Source organism: Pseudomonas sp. ADAK13 (assembly GCF_012935715.1).
Classification (GTDB): domain Bacteria; phylum Pseudomonadota; class Gammaproteobacteria; order Pseudomonadales; family Pseudomonadaceae; genus Aquipseudomonas.
In genome coordinates this window covers 2,894,343-2,911,192 of the sequence record NZ_CP052860.1, presented here as the reverse complement: position 1 = coordinate 2,911,192, position 16,850 = coordinate 2,894,343, and the positions used below count along the sequence as shown (strand labels likewise).

The 16,850-nt window shown below is 60.2% G+C and carries 14 protein-coding genes and 1 pseudogene; 12 read left to right on the top strand and 3 right to left on the bottom strand.

What is annotated here, in order from left to right:
• Positions 1-98: 98 nt before the first annotated feature.
• The 11 genes and pseudogenes from HKK54_RS13495 to HKK54_RS13445 all read left to right on the top strand — a co-directional run bounded on the left by HKK54_RS13495 (position 99) and on the right by HKK54_RS13445 (position 14,151).
• Positions 99-2,873 carry an LPS-assembly protein LptD gene (locus HKK54_RS13495; RefSeq protein WP_169386995.1) on the top strand — a complete coding sequence of 925 codons (2,775 nt, stop codon included), beginning with the start codon at positions 99-101 and terminating at the stop codon, positions 2,871-2,873.
• Entirely contained in the window at positions 2,854-4,191 is a 1,338-nt protein-coding gene (locus HKK54_RS13490) for a peptidylprolyl isomerase (RefSeq protein ID WP_442962323.1), read from the top strand. Before HKK54_RS13495 ends, HKK54_RS13490 begins: the two co-directional genes overlap by 20 nt.
• Positions 4,188-5,175: pseudogene (pdxA, locus tag HKK54_RS13485) on the top strand (4-hydroxythreonine-4-phosphate dehydrogenase PdxA). The gene HKK54_RS13490 and the pseudogene pdxA overlap by 4 nt, the downstream one beginning before the upstream one ends.
• On the top strand, positions 5,172-5,984 hold the full coding sequence (gene rsmA / locus HKK54_RS13480; protein WP_169386994.1) for a 16S rRNA (adenine(1518)-N(6)/adenine(1519)-N(6))-dimethyltransferase RsmA: 813 nt from the start codon (positions 5,172-5,174) through the stop codon (positions 5,982-5,984). The pseudogene pdxA and the gene rsmA overlap by 4 nt, the downstream one beginning before the upstream one ends.
• 107 nt (positions 5,985-6,091) lie before the next feature.
• Entirely contained in the window at positions 6,092-6,472 is a 381-nt protein-coding gene (apaG, locus tag HKK54_RS13475; protein WP_003210996.1) for a Co2+/Mg2+ efflux protein ApaG, read from the top strand.
• A complete protein-coding gene (locus HKK54_RS13470) occupies positions 6,472-7,323 on the top strand; it encodes a symmetrical bis(5'-nucleosyl)-tetraphosphatase (RefSeq protein ID WP_010167277.1) in 852 nt (283 codons plus the stop codon). The genes apaG and HKK54_RS13470 overlap by 1 nt, the downstream gene beginning before the upstream one ends.
• A gap of 34 nt (positions 7,324-7,357) precedes the next feature.
• The gene (gene glpE / locus HKK54_RS13465; protein WP_010167278.1) at positions 7,358-7,687 is read left to right on the top strand and encodes a thiosulfate sulfurtransferase GlpE; all 330 of its coding nucleotides are present in this window, start codon (positions 7,358-7,360) and stop codon (positions 7,685-7,687) included.
• 285 nt (positions 7,688-7,972) lie between these two features.
• On the top strand, positions 7,973-9,895 hold the full coding sequence (locus tag HKK54_RS13460; RefSeq protein WP_003210999.1) for a PrkA family serine protein kinase: 1,923 nt from the start codon (positions 7,973-7,975) through the stop codon (positions 9,893-9,895).
• Between the two features lie 126 nt (positions 9,896-10,021).
• A complete protein-coding gene (locus tag HKK54_RS13455; protein WP_003211000.1) occupies positions 10,022-11,293 on the top strand; it encodes a YeaH/YhbH family protein in 1,272 nt (423 codons plus the stop codon).
• On the top strand, positions 11,290-12,852 hold the full coding sequence (locus HKK54_RS13450) for a SpoVR family protein (protein WP_010167279.1): 1,563 nt from the start codon (positions 11,290-11,292) through the stop codon (positions 12,850-12,852). The genes HKK54_RS13455 and HKK54_RS13450 overlap by 4 nt, the downstream gene beginning before the upstream one ends.
• Positions 12,853-12,915: 63 nt before the next feature.
• A complete protein-coding gene (locus HKK54_RS13445) occupies positions 12,916-14,151 on the top strand; it encodes a multifunctional CCA addition/repair protein (RefSeq protein ID WP_169386993.1) in 1,236 nt (411 codons plus the stop codon).
• Here HKK54_RS13445 and folK read toward each other — a convergent pair.
• Complete coding sequence (folK, locus tag HKK54_RS13440; protein ID WP_169386992.1) at positions 14,121-14,639, bottom strand: 2-amino-4-hydroxy-6-hydroxymethyldihydropteridine diphosphokinase; 519 nt, start codon at positions 14,637-14,639, stop codon at positions 14,121-14,123. The two genes, HKK54_RS13445 and folK, sit on opposite strands and share 31 nt — an antisense overlap.
• Entirely contained in the window at positions 14,630-14,983 is a 354-nt protein-coding gene (gene folB / locus HKK54_RS13435) for a dihydroneopterin aldolase (protein WP_169386991.1), read from the bottom strand. Before folB ends, folK begins: the two co-directional genes overlap by 10 nt.
• A gap of 74 nt (positions 14,984-15,057) precedes the next feature.
• On the opposite strand from folB, the gene plsY reads away from it, so the two are divergent.
• A complete protein-coding gene (gene plsY, locus HKK54_RS13430; RefSeq protein WP_169386990.1) occupies positions 15,058-15,627 on the top strand; it encodes a glycerol-3-phosphate 1-O-acyltransferase PlsY in 570 nt (189 codons plus the stop codon).
• A gap of 32 nt (positions 15,628-15,659) precedes the next feature.
• Here the strand turns inward: plsY and tsaD are convergent, their stop codons facing one another.
• Positions 15,660-16,685, bottom strand: coding sequence for a tRNA (adenosine(37)-N6)-threonylcarbamoyltransferase complex transferase subunit TsaD (tsaD, locus tag HKK54_RS13425; protein ID WP_010167287.1), 1,026 nt, complete (start codon positions 16,683-16,685; stop codon positions 15,660-15,662).
• Between the last annotated feature and the right edge of the window lie 165 nt (positions 16,686-16,850).

Sequence of the window (16,850 nt, the reverse complement as noted above, 5' to 3'; positions counted from 1 at the left end):
CGGGTCATGCTTTATTATCACGCATCTTTTTCAGACCATCGAGAGGCGTGCGGCCCACACCGCGGGCAGATGGCACGCAGGAAGCCCGGACTAATAAGATGGCATTGAAATCCCCCGCGTTTCGTAGAAAATTTCCGTTGCTGGTAACCGGCAGTCTGCTGGCCATGCAACCTTTCGCCACCTCATTCGTGGTCGCCGCGGAACAGTATGACTGCTCAGTCTCTGCTTCGGGTGCCTGGGATTGCGCGCCGAAGACGGCCGCAGCCCCGCTGCCACCACGCCCGGTGCATGACGGCAGCGCCGTCAGCTCCGCCAGCGGCACGCCGCAAGGCGAGTCTGCCGGTGGTGCCGAAGCCGTGCCGCAGACCGCACTGGTCACCGAAGCCAAGGGCCGGGGCCTGCGTTCGCGCAGCGCCGACTACAGCCACCTGGACTGGGTCCCTCGCGAGAAGCTCACCGCGGCGCAACTGGCCGAAACCGGCCCGTATTGCTCCGGCGCGTACATCGAGCCGATTCGTCCTGGCATGAACGACAAGACGAACAAGAGCGACGCACCGACCTTCATCGGTGCCAAGGCCTCTCGTTACGAGCAGGAACAACAGATTGCCTCCCTGGCCGGTGACGTCGTCATGCGCCAGGGCAGCATGCAGGTCGAGGCCGACGAGGCCAACCTGTACCAGGCCGAGAACCGTGGCGAGCTGAACGGCAACGTCCGTCTGCGCGACAACGGCGCCCTGCTGGTGGGCGACCACGCCGAAGTCCAACTGGACACCGGCGCCGCCAAGGTCGACAACGCCGAATACGTGATGCACAAATCGCGCATCCGCGGCAACGCGCTGTACGCCAAGCGTGCAGAGAACGCGATCATCCGTCTCAAGGACGGTACGTACACCACCTGTGAGCCGAACAGCAACGCCTGGCAGCTCAAGGGCAACAACATCACGCTCAACCCGGCTACCGGTTTCGGTACCGCGACCAACGTGACGTTGCGCGTGAAGGACATTCCGATCCTTTACACCCCGTACATCTATTTCCCGATCGACAACCGTCGTCAATCCGGCTTCCTGCCGCCGAGCTTCAGCACCGGCGGCGAGACTGGCTTCACGTTGGTTACGCCGTACTACTTCAACCTGGCGCCGAACTACGACGCCACGTTGTACCCGCAATACATGACCAAGCGCGGCCTGTTGATGGAAGGCGAGTTCCGCTACCTCACCAAGTCCAGCGAAGGCCAGTTCGGCGGCGCGTACCTGAACGACGATAGCGACGAGCGCAAGCTCCAGACCGACTACGAAAAAACCCGCTACATGCTCAATTGGCAGCACAAGGGTGGGCTGGATTCGCGTGTACTGACCCAAGTCGACTACACCAACATCAGCGATCCTTATTACTTCCAGGATCTGAAGTCCTATCAGGAAGGGATCAAGACCCAGGACTACGTGAACCAGCAGGGTTCGGTGACCTATCGCGGTGATACCTTCCAGGCGAAGCTGAACCTGCAGGCGTACCAGCTGGCAACGATCTCCCAGATCACGCCGTATGACCGCTTGCCACAGATCACCTTTAATGGCGCACTGCCTTACCATCCGGGCGGGCTGAACTTTACTTACGAAACCGAAGCTGTCCGGTTCGAACGTGATTTGCAAAACGGAACGTTCACAGATGAAAATGGCTTGACGACAAATCGACTGGACACTTTCGTGACAGGCCTGACCCGTGCAAACGGTACTCGCCTTAACGTTGCTCCAGCTGTCGACTACCCAATAAACTGGACCTATGGTTTTGTTACGCCGAAGCTTAAATACGTCTATACCAAATACGATCTCGACCTCGACTCTATCGGTAAAAACAGTCTAGCTGCCGGCGATGAGTTTAAAAGCTCACAAGACCGTGCAGTTCCGATTGCCAGTATCGACAGTGGCCTTTACTTCGACCGCACCACCAACTGGTTCGGCAAAGACTATCGTCAAACCCTGGAACCTCGTGCGTACTACTTGTACGTACCGAACAAGGACCAGAGCGATATCCCGGTATTCGATACCAGCGAATACTCGTTCAGCTACGCCTCACTGTTCCGCGACAATCGCTTCAGCGGCTCTGACCGTATAGGTGACGAGAACAAACTGTCCTTGGGCGTGACCAGCCGCTGGATCGAAGACAATGGCTTTGAACGTCAACGCGTCAGCGTTGGCCAGGCGTTGTATTTCAAGGATCGTGAAGTTCAACTGCCTGGCATCCTCGCAGCTGATCGTGCAGACGCACAGTCGGACGTATCGCCTATCGCCCTGGACTACGAGTTCCGCTTCAACCGCGACTGGCGTGCAACCGCCGATTACAACTGGGACACCGAAAGTCACAGCCCACGCTCCGGCAGCGCGATGTTCCACTATCAGCCGGAAGACAACCCGAACAAGGTTATCAACGTCGGCTACCGCTATCGCAACGACCAGGTGGTGTACAACCAGCTGACCGGCAAATGGCAGTTCGGTGGCGACTACGGGCAGCCAGGCGACCCGAACTTCGTGAAGGATTACTACAAAATCCAGCAACACGACTTCTCGATGATGTGGCCGATCGTTCCCCAGTGGAACCTGATCACCCGCTGGCAGTATGACTATGCCCGCAACCGTACCCTGGAAGCCTTCGGTGGTTTCGAGTACGACAACTGCTGCTGGAAACTGCGCGTCATCAACCGTTACTGGGTTTCCAACGACGAATACAGCCAGATCGCCCCGCTGAACGAAAAGGGTGACCACGGGCTCTTCTTCCAAGTCGTCCTTAAAGGACTCGGCGGCCTGACCGGCGCCAAGGTAGAGAGCTTCCTCGACAAAGGCATTGAAGGTTATCGTGAACGTGAAGACCAAGCTTTCTGATTGTCTGCGCCCGCTGATGCTGGGCGCGCTGTTCCTGGGTACTGCCGCCGCTCACGCGGCGGTTCAACCGCTGGACAAGGTAGTGGCCATCGTCGATAACGACGTGATCATGCAGAGCCAACTGGACCAACGGGTCAAGGAAGTTCAGCAAACCATCGCCAAACGTGGCGGCGGCGTCCCCCCTACCAGCGTGCTGGACCAACAGGTGCTTGAGCGCCTGATCGTTGAAAACCTGCAACTGCAGATCGGCGATCGTTCCGGTATCCGTATCAGCGACGAAGAATTGAACCAGGCTGTCGGCACCATCGCCCAGCGCAACAACATGAGTGTTGATCAGTTCCGCGCCGCCCTGGCTCACGACGGCCTGTCCTATGAGGACGCCCGTGACCAGATTCGTCGCGAAATGATCATCAGCCGTGTGCGTCAGCGTCGTGTGGCCGAGCGGGTTCAGGTATCCGAGCAGGAAGTGAAGAACTTCCTGGCCTCTGACCTCGGCAAGATGCAGCTTTCCGAAGAGCTGCACCTGGCCAATATCCTGATCCCTACGCCAGACAGCGCGAATGCCGAACAGCTCAATGCTGCAGCGGCGAAAACCCAGGCTATCTATGACCGTCTCAAGCAAGGTGCTGACTTTGCGCAGATGGCTATTGCCCAGTCCGGCAGCGATAACGCCCTCGAAGGCGGTGACATGGGCTGGCGTAAAGCCGCGCAACTGCCACCTCCGTTCGACCGCGAGCTGAGCGCCATGGAAGTCGGTGGCATCACCCAACCGGCCCGTACGCCGGGCGGTTTCATCATCCTCAAGTTGCTCGGCAAGCGCGGTGGCGAAGAAGCCCAGATGAAGGACGAAGTTCACGTTCGTCACATCCTGGTCAAGCCAAGCGAGATCCGTACCGAAGCACAAACCAAGGAACTGGCGCAGAAGCTCTATGACCGCATCGAAGCGGGCGAAGACTTCGGCGAACTGGCCAAGAGCTACTCCGAAGACCCGGGTTCGGCGCTTAACGGCGGCGATTTGAACTGGATCGATCCGAAGGCACTGGTTCCAGAGTTCCAGGACGTCATGGCCAAGACTCCGCAAGGCGTACTGTCCAAGCCGTTCAAGACCCAATACGGCTGGCATGTGCTGGAAGTCCTTGGCCGTCGCGCCACTGACAACACCGCCCAGGCCCGCGAGCAACAAGCCCTGACCGTACTGCGTAACCGTAAGTACGATGAAGAGCTGCAGACCTGGTTGCGTCAGATCCGTGACGAAGCCTACGTAGAGAACAAGCTTCCTGGTGCCGACCAAACAGGCACCGACCAGGCAGCCCAGTGAAACCCAAGCGTTTCGCATTGACACCCGGCGAGCCGGCCGGCATTGGTCCTGACCTGTGCCTGCTGCTCGCCTCGCCCCCAGCCACACCCCCTGATTGCCATTACCAGCCGCGACCTGCTCCTTGAGCGGGCCGCGCAGCTGGGTGTGGTTGTCGATCTGCTGTCGGTAGGCCCGGGCAACTGGCCTGATCTGCCGGCGCCGGCCAACAGCCTGTACGTATGGGATACCCCGCTGGCGACCAAGGTCGTTGCCGGGCAGCTGGACAAGGCCAACGCGGCCTTCGTCCTGGAAACCCTGACACGGGCTGGCCAAGGCTGCATCGACGGGGATTTCGCCGGGATGATCACCGCCCCCGTGCACAAGGGCGTGATCAACGAATCGGGCATCGCCTTTTCCGGCCATACCGAATTCCTCGCTGAGCTGACCCATACCGAACAAGTGGTGATGATGCTGGCAACGGGCGACCTGCGGGTGGCACTGGTGACCACTCACCTGCCCCTGCGCGAGATTGCCGACGCCATTACCCCCGAGCGACTGGAGCGTGTCACACGCATCCTGCACGCCGACCTGCAACAGAAATTCGGCATCGCCCACCCACGCATCCTGGTCTGCGGGCTCAACCCCCACGCCGGTGAAGGTGGCCACCTGGGCCATGAAGAAATCGACATCATCGAACCAACCCTGGAGCGTCTGCGCCTTGAGGGCATGGACCTGCGCGGCCCATTGCCTGCCGACACTCTGTTTACCCCCAAATATCTGGAGCACTGCGATGCAGTGCTGGCGATGTACCATGACCAGGGGCTGCCCGTGCTGAAGTACAAAGGCTTCGGCGCTGCGGTCAACGTGACACTGGGCCTGCCGATCATCCGCACCTCCGTCGACCATGGCACCGCCCTGGACCTCGCCGGCAGCGGCAAGATCGATACCGGCAGCCTGCACGTGGCCCTGGAAACCGCCTATCAGATGGCCGAGACCCGTATATGACCGAGCATTACCAACACCGGGCGCGCAAGCGCTTCGGGCAAAACTTCCTGCACGACGCTGGCGTGATTGATCGCATCCTGCGCTCCATTCACGCCAAGCCCGAAGACCGCCTGCTAGAAATCGGCCCGGGCCAGGGCGCCCTTACCCAAGGCCTGCTGAAGAGCGGCGGCCAGCTGGACGTGGTTGAGCTGGACAAGGACCTGATCCCGATCCTCAACCAGCAATTTGCCGGCATGCCCAACTTCAACCTGCATCAGGGCGATGCGCTGAAGTTCGACTTCAACAGCCTCAACGCCGCGCCCAACAGCCTGCGGGTGGTCGGCAACCTGCCGTACAACATCTCCACCCCGCTGATTTTTCACCTGCTGAACAACGCCGGCATCATCCGCGACATGCACTTCATGCTGCAAAAGGAAGTGGTCGAGCGTCTGGCTGCGGGCCCTGGCGGTGGTGACTGGGGTCGTCTGTCGATCATGGTTCAGTACCATTGCCGGGTTGAGCATCTATTCAACGTTGGCCCTGGCGCATTCAACCCGCCACCGAAGGTCGACTCCGCCATCGTGCGCCTGGTGCCTCACGCGGTGTTGCCGCACCCGGCCAAAGATCACAAATTGCTGGAGCGCGTGGTGCGCGAAGCGTTCAACCAACGCCGCAAGACCCTGCGCAATACGCTCAAGGCCTTGCTCAGCAACGCCGAAATCGAAGCCGCCGGCGTCGACGGCAGCCTGCGCCCCGAGCAACTGGACCTGGCCGCCTTCGTGCGCCTGGCTGATCAGCTCGCCATTCAGCCAGCGCCAGCGGCTGAATAAAGCAAAGTCGGGCACGGCCAGACAGCATGTCTGGCCTAGTGCCCATCAGTTGGCCTAGACTGACCAGCATCCGCTGTTCCCCCGCTTTTGCTTTTAAGGCCTCTTGCATGTCCGATCCTCGTTATCAGATCGACGTCAGCGTCGTCACCCGCTTTCTGGCGGAACAATCGCAACCCGAGCAGAACCGTTTTGCGTTCGCCTACACCATTACGGTGCAAAACAACGGTGAACTGCCCGCCAAGCTGCTGTCGCGCCACTGGGTCATCACCGACGGTGACGGCCAGGTCGAGGAAGTACGCGGCGCCGGCGTGGTCGGCCAACAACCGCTGATCGCCCCCGGCAAGAGCCACACCTACAGCAGTGGCACCGTCATGACCTCCCGCGTCGGCAATATGCAAGGCAGCTACCAGATGCTCGCCGACGACGGTAAACACTTCGACGCCATCATCGCCCCGTTCCGCCTGGCAGTGCCGGGAGCCCTGCACTGATGGCGACGTACGCTGTCGGCGACCTGCAAGGCTGTCTGGAACCGCTCAAATGCCTGCTCGACCGTGTGGCCTTCGACCCGGCCAAGGATCGCCTGTGGCTCGTGGGCGACCTGGTCAACCGTGGCCCGCAATCCCTGGAGACCCTGCGCTTCCTTTATGGCATGCGCGATTCCCTGGTGTGCGTGCTGGGCAACCATGACCTGCACCTGCTGGCGGCCGGCAATAACATCGAGCGCCTGAAAAAGGGCGACACCCTGCGGGAAATCCTCGAGGCGCCGGACCGCGCCGAGTTGCTTGACTGGTTGCGCCGGCAAAAAATCATGCACTACGACGAAAGCCGCGACATGGCGCTGGTGCATGCCGGCATTCCGCCACAGTGGACGCTGAAGAAAGCCCTGAAGTGCGCAGGCGAAGTCGAAGCTGCCCTGGCCGACGACAACCTGTACACAGCTTATCTGGACGGCATGTACGGCAACGATCCCGTGAAGTGGGATAACGAACTCACCGGCGTCGCCCGCCTGCGGGTGATCACCAACTACTTCACCCGCATGCGCTTCTGCACCGCCGAAGGCAAGCTGGACCTCAAGAGCAAGGAAGGCGCCGACACTGCCCTGCCCGGCTACAAACCCTGGTTCGCTCACAAGGAGCGCAAGACCCGTGACACGAAGATCATCTTCGGCCACTGGGCAGCCCTGGAAGGCAAATGTGATGAACCGGGCGTGTTCGCCCTCGACACCGGTTGCGTGTGGGGCGGCGCCATGACCCTGATGAACATCGACACTGGCGAGCGTTCCAGCTGCCAGTGCGACGCCCCGATCCCCGAACAACTGCAGGCCACGGCAAAGCGCTGAACCGCGCTTTCATACAGGCCAAAAGGAGCCCGCCATGACTGAATTCAAACGTATCCCGCCCGAACAAGCCCAGGCCCTGCGCGAGCAAGGCGCCGTGGTGGTCGACATCCGCGACCAGCCGACCTACATCGCCGGCCACATCACTGGCGCCCAACACCTGGACAACCACAACATCGCCGACTTCATCCGGGCCGCCGACCTCGACGCGCCGGTGATTGTGGCGTGCTACCACGGCAACTCCAGCCAAAGCGCGGCGGCCTATCTGGTCAGCCAGGGCTTCTCCGACGTCTACAGCCTGGACGGTGGCTTTGAGCTATGGCGTGCGACCTATCCTGCAGAAATTGCCGCAGGCGACGCGCAATAATTTTTTTCAAACCTCTCTATCCCGCGTGACGCTTGGCCTAGCGCCGTTTCTGACGAACGGCGCAGCCAAACTAATTTCGTATCGCGCCTTGACCTCCCTGATTCCGAACTATCCTTAAGCGCAGGCCATCCAAAACAGGGGAGAGCCGGTACACCGGCGTGCGGGTCATCGGTAGCGTTTCAGGGTGTTCTGGGGGGAAAACGGCCATTGGTGTCCACCAATGACTGCCAGCATCGACTGATTGATCCGGCGTCGGCTCCACGTATCGAGCGAGGTGACGACGTCATGAGTATTTTTAGCCACTTCCAACAACGCTTCGAGTCCACCCGCCAGGAAGAGCTCTCGCTTCAGGAGTATCTCGAACTGTGCAAAAAGGACCGCAGCGCCTACGCGTCTGCCGCTGAACGCCTGCTACTGGCGATCGGCGAGCCGGAGCTGGTAGACACCGCAGCCAATTCGCGCCTGTCGCGAATTTTCTCGAACAAGGTGATCCGCCGCTACCCGGCCTTTGAAGACTTCCACGGCATGGAAGAATGCATTGACCAGATCGTCTCGTATTTCCGCCATGCCGCCCAAGGCCTGGAAGAGAAGAAACAGATCCTCTACCTGCTCGGTCCCGTCGGCGGCGGCAAGTCGTCCCTGGCCGAGAAACTCAAACAACTGATCGAGAAGGTGCCGTTCTACGCCATCAAGGGCTCGCCGGTGTTCGAGTCGCCTCTGGGGCTGTTCAACGCCACGGAAGATGGCGCGATCCTCGAAGAAGACTTCGGCATTCCGCGACGCTACCTCAACACCATCATGTCGCCCTGGGCGACCAAGCGCCTGGCCGAGTTTGGCGGCGACATCAGCCAATTCCGGGTGGTGAAGCTCTATCCATCGATCCTCAACCAGATTGCCGTGGCCAAGACCGAACCGGGTGACGAAAACAACCAGGACATCTCGGCGCTGGTGGGTAAGGTCGATATCCGCAAACTGGAAGAATTCCCGCAGAACGACGCCGACGCGTACAGCTACTCGGGCGCACTGTGCCGGGCCAACCAGGGCCTGATGGAATTCGTGGAGATGTTCAAGGCCCCTATCAAGGTGCTGCACCCACTGCTCACCGCCACACAGGAAGGTAACTACAACAGCACCGAGGGCCTGGGGGCGATTCCGTTTACCGGGATCCTGCTGGCCCACTCCAACGAATCGGAATGGCACACCTTCCGCAACAACAAGAACAACGAAGCCTTCATCGACCGGATCTACATCGTCAAGGTGCCGTACTGCCTGCGGGTCAGCGATGAAATCAAGATTTACGACAAACTGCTGTTCAACAGCTCCCTGGCCAAGGCCCATTGCGCGCCTGACACCCTGAAGATGCTTGCCCAGTTCACCGTCCTGTCGCGCCTCAAGGAGCCGGAAAACTCCAACATCTACTCGAAGATGCGGGTATACGACGGCGAAAACCTCAAGGACACCGATCCGAAGGCCAAGTCGATCCAGGAATACCGCGACACCGCGGGCGTGGATGAAGGCATGAACGGCCTGTCGACACGCTTTGCGTTCAAGATCCTGTCCAAGGTCTTCAACTTCGACCCGCATGAAATCGCCGCCAACCCGGTACACCTGCTTTACGTGCTGGAACAGCAGATCGAACAGGAACAGTTCCAGGCTGAAACCCGCGAGCGCTACCTGCGCTTCCTCAAGGAATACCTGGCTCCGCGCTACATCGAGTTCATCGGCAAGGAAATCCAGACCGCGTACCTGGAGTCCTACAGCGAATACGGCCAGAACATCTTCGACCGCTACGTGCTGTACGCAGACTTCTGGATTCAGGACCAGGAATACCGCGACCCGGAAACCGGCGAAATCCTCAACCGCGTGGCCCTCAACGAGGAGCTGGAAAAGATCGAAAAACCCGCCGGCATCAGCAATCCGAAGGATTTCCGCAACGAAATCGTCAACTTTGTGCTGCGCGCCCGGGCCAACAACAACGGCAAGAACCCTACCTGGCTCAGCTACGAGAAGCTGCGGGTGGTCATCGAGAAGAAAATGTTCTCCAACACCGAGGATCTGCTGCCGGTCATCAGCTTCAACGCCAAGGCCAGCAAGGAGGATCAGCAAAAACACAACGACTTCGTCACTCGAATGGTCGAGCGTGGCTACACCGACAAACAGGTACGACTGCTCTCCGAGTGGTACCTGCGGGTTCGCAAATCGCAGTAAGGCAGCGACAAGCGTGAGAGGCCAGGCTCCCGGTACGCCGGACAGCCTGGCAATCGACCGCTTGTCTTTAAGCTTCCAGCTTGCCGCTTGAAGCTTGTAACTTGAAGCTGCCCGGAGGGCTCCCACATGAGCTATGTGATCGACCGACGTCTCAATGGCAAGAACAAGAGCACGGTAAACCGCCAGCGTTTCCTGCGGCGTTACCGTGACCACATCAAAAAGGCCGTCGAAGAGGCCGTCAGCCGCCGCTCCATCACCGACATGGAGCATGGCGAACAGATCAGCATTCCCGGACGTGACATCGATGAACCGGTGCTGCACCACGGCCGGGGCGGCAAACAGACTGTCGTGCACCCCGGCAACAAGGAATTCACCAGCGGCGAACATATCCAGCGCCCCCAAGGCGGCGCGGGCGGCAAAGGCCCGGGCAAGGCCGGCAACTCTGGCGAAGGCATGGATGAATTCGTGTTTCAGATCACCCAGGAAGAGTTCCTGGAGTTCATGTTCGAAGACCTGGAACTGCCCAACCTGGTCAAACGCAATCTGACCGGTACCGACACCTTCAAAACCGTACGTGCCGGCATCAGCAACGAAGGCAACCCGTCACGGATCAACATCATCCGCACCCTGCGCTCGGCCCATGCGCGACGTATCGCCCTGTCTGGCAGCAGCCGGGCGAAACTGCGGGATGCCAAAGCCGAACTGGAACGCCTGAAACGCGAAGAACCGGACAACTTCGGCGATATTCAGGAAATCGAGGCCGAAATCGCCAAACTCAGCGCACGGATTCACCGCGTGCCGTTTCTCGACACCTTCGACCTGAAGTACAACCTGCTGGTCAAGCAACCCAACCCCAGCTCGAAGGCCGTGATGTTCTGCCTGATGGACGTGTCCGGCTCCATGACCCAGGCGACCAAGGACATCGCAAAGCGCTTCTTCATCCTGCTGTACCTGTTCCTCAAGCGTAACTACGACAAGATCGATGTGGTGTTCATTCGCCATCACACCAGCGCCCGGGAAGTCGACGAAGAGGAGTTCTTCTACTCGCGGGAAACCGGCGGCACCATCGTTTCCAGCGCCTTGAAGCTGATGCAGGAGATCATGGCCGAGCGTTACCCGGCCAACGAGTGGAACATCTACGCCGCCCAGGCTTCCGACGGCGACAACTGGAACGACGATTCGCCGATCTGCCGCGACATCCTGATCAACCAGATCATGCCGTTCGTGCAGTACTACACCTACGTCGAAATCACCCCGCGCGAGCATCAGGCACTGTGGTTCGAATACGAGCGCATCAGCGAAGCCTTCGCTGACACCTTCGCCCAGCAACAATTGGTCTCGGCCGGCGATATCTACCCGGTCTTCCGTGAACTCTTCCAGCGCAGGTTAGTGACATGACCGCCAAAGAGCATAAGCGCCAACCCATATCCACGGGGTCCGAATGGACCTTCGAACTGATCCAGGCCTATGACCGGGAAATCAGCCGCATCGCGGCGGGTTACGCCCTGGATACTTACCCCAACCAGATCGAAGTGATCACCGCCGAACAGATGATGGACGCCTATGCGTCCGTGGGCATGCCCTTGGGCTATCACCACTGGTCCTACGGCAAACACTTCCTCAGCACTGAAAAGTCCTACACCCGCGGCCAGATGGGCCTGGCCTACGAAATCGTCATCAACTCCGACCCATGCATCGCCTACCTGATGGAAGAAAACACCATCTGCATGCAAGCGCTGGTGGTAGCCCACGCGTGCTACGGGCATAACAGCTTTTTCAAGGGCAACTACCTGTTTCGCACCTGGACCGATGCCAGCTCGATCATCGATTACCTGGTGTTCGCCAAGCAGTACATCATGCAGTGCGAGGAGCGCCACGGCATCGATGCGGTGGAAGACCTGCTGGATTCCTGCCACGCCCTGATGAACTACGGCGTCGACCGCTACAAGCGCCCTTACCCGATCTCCGCCGAAGAAGAACGCCTGCGCCAGAAGGACCGGGAAGAGCACCTGCAAAAGCAGATCAACGACCTGTGGCGCACCATTCCCAAACGCGCCGGCAAGAACAGCGACAAGGACAATGCGCGCTTTCCCGCCGAACCCCAGGAAAACATCCTGTATTTCCTCGAAAAACACGCGCCGTTGCTGGAGCCCTGGCAGCGGGAAATCGTGCGGATCGTGCGCAAGATTGCCCAGTACTTCTATCCACAGCGCCAGACCCAGGTGATGAACGAGGGCTGGGCCACGTTCTGGCACTACACCCTGATGAACGACCTGTACGACGAAGGCCTGGTCACCGACGGCTTCATGATGGAGTTCCTGACGTCCCACACCAGCGTGGTGTTCCAGCCGGGCTTCGACAGCCCCTACTACAGCGGTATCAACCCGTATGCCCTGGGTTTTGCCATGTACCGGGACATCCGGCGCATGTGCGAACACCCCACCGAAGAAGACCGCCGCTGGTTCCCCGACATCGCCGGCAGCGATTGGCTGTCCACCATCAAGTTCGCCATGAGCAGCTTCAAGGATGAGAGCTTCATCCTGCAGTACCTGTCTCCCCAGGTGATTCGTGACCTCAAGTTGTTCAGCATCATGGATGACGACCTCAAGGACGATCTGCTGGTACCGGCGATCCATGACGAACCGGGTTACCGCACCATCCGCGAAACCCTGGCGGCGCAGTACAACCTGGGCAACCGCGAACCCAACGTGCAGATCTACAGCATCGACGTGCGCGGCGATCGCTCGCTGACCCTGCGCCACCAGCAGCACGACCGTAAACCGTTGGGAGAGTCAACCGAGGAGGTCCTCAAGCACCTGCACCGGCTGTGGGGGTTCGATATCCACCTCGAAACGCTGCAAGGCGATCAGGTGATGAAAACCCACCATGTTCCGCCCCGCAACGACCACAGCGATAACGACTACGGGCGCCTCGACCTGGCCGTTGTGCATCTGTAAAACCGCAAAGCCTCCATTGGCGCGCCGCAGGCGTTATCCTGTGCCGCTAATGGAGGCTTTTTCATGCAAATCTACAAAGTCGGTGGTGCGGTACGTGATCGCCTGCTGGGCATCCCCGTTACCGATGTCGACCGCGTCGTAGTCGGTGCTACCACTGAAGAAATGCTCGCCTTGGGCTACAAGCCCGTGGGCGCTGACTTCCCCGTATTCCTTGACCCGAAAAACGGCGACGAGTACGCCCTCGCCCGTACGGAGCGCAAGAGCGGCCGGGGTTATGGCGGGTTTGTGTTTCACGCCAGCCCCGAAGTCACCCTGGAAGAAGACCTGATCCGCCGCGACCTGACCATCAACGCCATGGCCGAGGATGACGACGGCAACCTCACCGATCCGTATCACGGCCAGGAGGATCTGGAGGCACGCATTCTCCGCCACGTTTCTCCCGCATTTGCCGAAGATCCGCTCCGTGTCCTGCGCGTTGCCCGCTTTGCTGCGCGTTACGCCAGCCTCGGCTTTGCCGTTGCGCCAGAAACCCTGGAGCTGATGCGCGAACTCAGCGACTCCGGCGAACTGGAAGCCCTCACGCCCGAACGCAGCTGGAAGGAGATTTCCCGCGCACTGATGGAAAATCAGCCGCAGGTGTTTATCCAGGTACTGCGCGATTGCGGCGCCCTGAAAACCCTGATGCCGGAAATCGACGCGCTGTTTGGCGTACCGCAGCCCGAAGCTCATCACCCCGAGATCGATACCGGCGTGCACACCCTGAGCGTGCTGGAACAGGCTGCCCTCCATGCCCAACCACTGACCGTACGCTGGGCCTGCCTGTTGCACGATCTGGGCAAGGGCATCACGCCTGTGGATAAGTTACCGCAGCACATTGCCCATGAGCATCGCGGCTTGAAGCTGATCAAGGCGGTGAACGAGCGCTTCAAGGTGCCGAGGGATTGCCAGGAACTGGCGCTGCTGGTGGGTGAATACCATACCCACGCCCATCGAGCGCTGGAGCTGAGGCCCTCGACGTTGCTGGAGTTGCTGCAAAGCTTTGACGTTTACCGTCGCCCGCAGCGTTTTGAAGAGTTCGTGGTGGCGTGCGAGATGGACGCCCGCGGCCGCAAAGGCCTGGAGCAGAGAAGTTATCCACAGGCGGATTATTTACGTGGCGCGGCGCTGGCGGCCAGAGGTGTGGCGGTCGCGCCGCTACTGGAACAAGGCTTCAAAGGCCCCGAATTGGGCGAAGCGCTCAAACGCGAACGCCTCAAGGCGATGAAAGCCTACAAGAGCGCATCCGGCGTCAACGACTGATCCCGCCACACGAATGCGACCGGCGCCAATACCTGATCGATCTGTGCATCCTGCCAAAGCGCGGCAAATGACTTGCCCGCCTCAGGATGCAAACGCTCCGGCGCCATCAACGACAGCGGCCACAGCACAAACGCGTTCTTCAGGATCTCGGCCCGGGGCAGAATCAGGCCATCGAAGTTACCCACCAGCTCGCCGTACAGCAGCACGTCGATGTCCAGGGGCAAGCCCTTGCGGTCCGGGGCGTAGCGGCCATTGTCGGCCTCAATGAACTTCAGTCGGCGGTCCAGTTCCATCAACGGCAGGTCGGTATAGGCCGACACCACCAGATTGAAGAATGGCCCGCTCTTGATGCCCACCGGCTGACTTTCAAACACCGGCGAGCAACGAATATCCGTCAGGAAGCCCGCCAGCGCGTCGAGGCCTGCGCACAAGTGCGCCTCACGCTCGATATTGCTGCCAAGGCCAAGGTAAACCTGAGTTAGCGACATCCGCGCTCGATCTCCACGCCCACGCCCTTGGCAGCCGGAACGGCGCCGGGCTTGGTCAGTTTGAGGTGCAGCCAGGGAATCTGGAATTCACTCATCAACACTTCGGCCAGGCGCTCGGCGAAGGTTTCCACCAACTGGAATTGTGCCTGATCGGCAAAGGCCTGGATGCGGGCGGACACGCTGGCGTAATCCAGGGCCAGGGTCAGGTCGTCACCGGCAGCGGCCGGGCGGTTATCCCAGGCGAAGCTCAGGTCCAGACGCAGGCATTGCCGGATACCGCGCTCCCAGTCGTAAGCCCCGATCACGGTGTCGACTTCCAGGCCTTCGATAAACACTCTGTCCAAGCACTCTTCTCCGCTGCACGACAAGGGCGCGATGCCCCGTTAGAATCAGGGCGTCCTCGCCCGGAATAGTTAGCATGTTTTGGTTACTGGCGACTCTCGCCTACCTGCTCGGCTCGCTGTCCTTCGCCATTTTGCTCAGCCGCCTGACGGGAAATCCCGACCCGCGAATGAGTGGCTCAGGCAATGCCGGCGCCACCAACATGTTGCGCCTGGCCGGCAAGAAACTCGCCGTACTGACGCTGTTCGGCGACGTCTGCAAGGGCCTGTTGCCGGTGCTGATCGCCGACCTGGCCGGGCTTTCGCTGCAACAGCAAGCCTGGATTGGCGTCTGCGCCGTACTCGGCCACCTGTTCCCACTGTACTTCCGCTTTCGCGGCGGCAAGGGCGTCGCGACAGCGGCCGGCATGCTGCTGGGGGTCTACCCACCGGCAGCACTGCTGGCCATCCTGGCCTGGCTGCTGACGTTCTACCTGACCCGCACCAGCTCGCTGGCCGCGCTGATCGCCACGCCCCTGACCCTGCCATTGCTGGCCTGGCAGGCGCCGGCGGCGCTGGTGCCGATGAGCGTGCTTACGCTGCTGATCGTCTGGCGCCACCGGGGCAATTTACGCGACCTGTTTGCCGGGCGCGAACGGCATTTTTAAATACGCCCGCCGAACCTGGCTCACGTTGCCGATTACAACGGCGGCAACTGCTCCATCGGCCAGCGCGCCTGCACGCTGATAGCCAGGCTCTCATGTTGGCCGGCCTGCAAGCGCTGGCAACCGGCATAGGCGATCATCGCGCCGTTATCGGTGCAGAATTCGGGACGGGCATAAAACACATCGCCCTTCATGTCGCCGAGCATTTTCTCCAGTGAGCTGCGCAATGCCTTGTTGGCGCTGACGCCGCCGGCGATCACCAGGCGCTTCATACCCGCCTGCTTCAGGGCCCGCTTGCACTTGATGGTCAAAGTCTCCACCACGGCCTGCTGGAACGCCAGAGAGATGTCGCAACGGGCTTGCTCACTGTCGTCTCCGGCGCTGACGCTCTGCTGCCAGGTGTTCAGGGCAGAGGTTTTCAGGCCGCTGAAGCTGAACATCAGGCCCGGGCGATCACACATCGGACGCGGGAAGGTGTAGCGCCCCGGGATGCCTTTTTCCGCCAGCCGCGCGATTTCCGGGCCGCCTGGATAATTGAGGCCCATCATCTTCGCGGTCTTGTCGAATGCTTCACCGGCGGCATCGTCCAGGCTTTCGCCCAAAAGCGTGTACTGGCCGATTCCGTCCACCTGAACCAGCTGCGTATGGCCACCCGAGACCAACAAAGCGACGAACGGGAACTGCGGCGGATTTTCTTCCAGCATCGGCGCCAATAAATGGCCTTCCATGTGGTGCACGCCGAGGGCCGGAATACCCCAGGCAAAGGCCAGCGCCTGGGCGCAAGAGGCCCCAACCAGCAGGGCTCCGACCAATCCAGGGCCTGCGGTATAAGCAATGGCGTCGATCTCGGTCGGCACGCAGCCAGCCTCGTCCAACACCTGGCGAATCAAAGGCAGCATGCGTTTGACATGGTCACGGCTGGCCAGCTCCGGCACCACGCCACCATAGGCACGATGCAGGTCGATCTGACTGAACAGCGCGTCGGCCAAAAGCCCGCGTTCACTGTCGTAAAGTGCGACACCGGTTTCGTCGCACGAGGTTTCTAATCCCAGAACTAGCATGGGTTTGCGCCTTGTAGAGGCTGAATTCGAAGGCGCGCATAATAGTCGTCGCTCCCCCTCCCGACTAGCGGTTTTCGATCAGAGGCTTTGCATTCCGGGCAATGAGGGGTTAACATCCGCAACCCTTAAAAACCGACGACCTCAGCCGCGAATTTTTTGCGACGA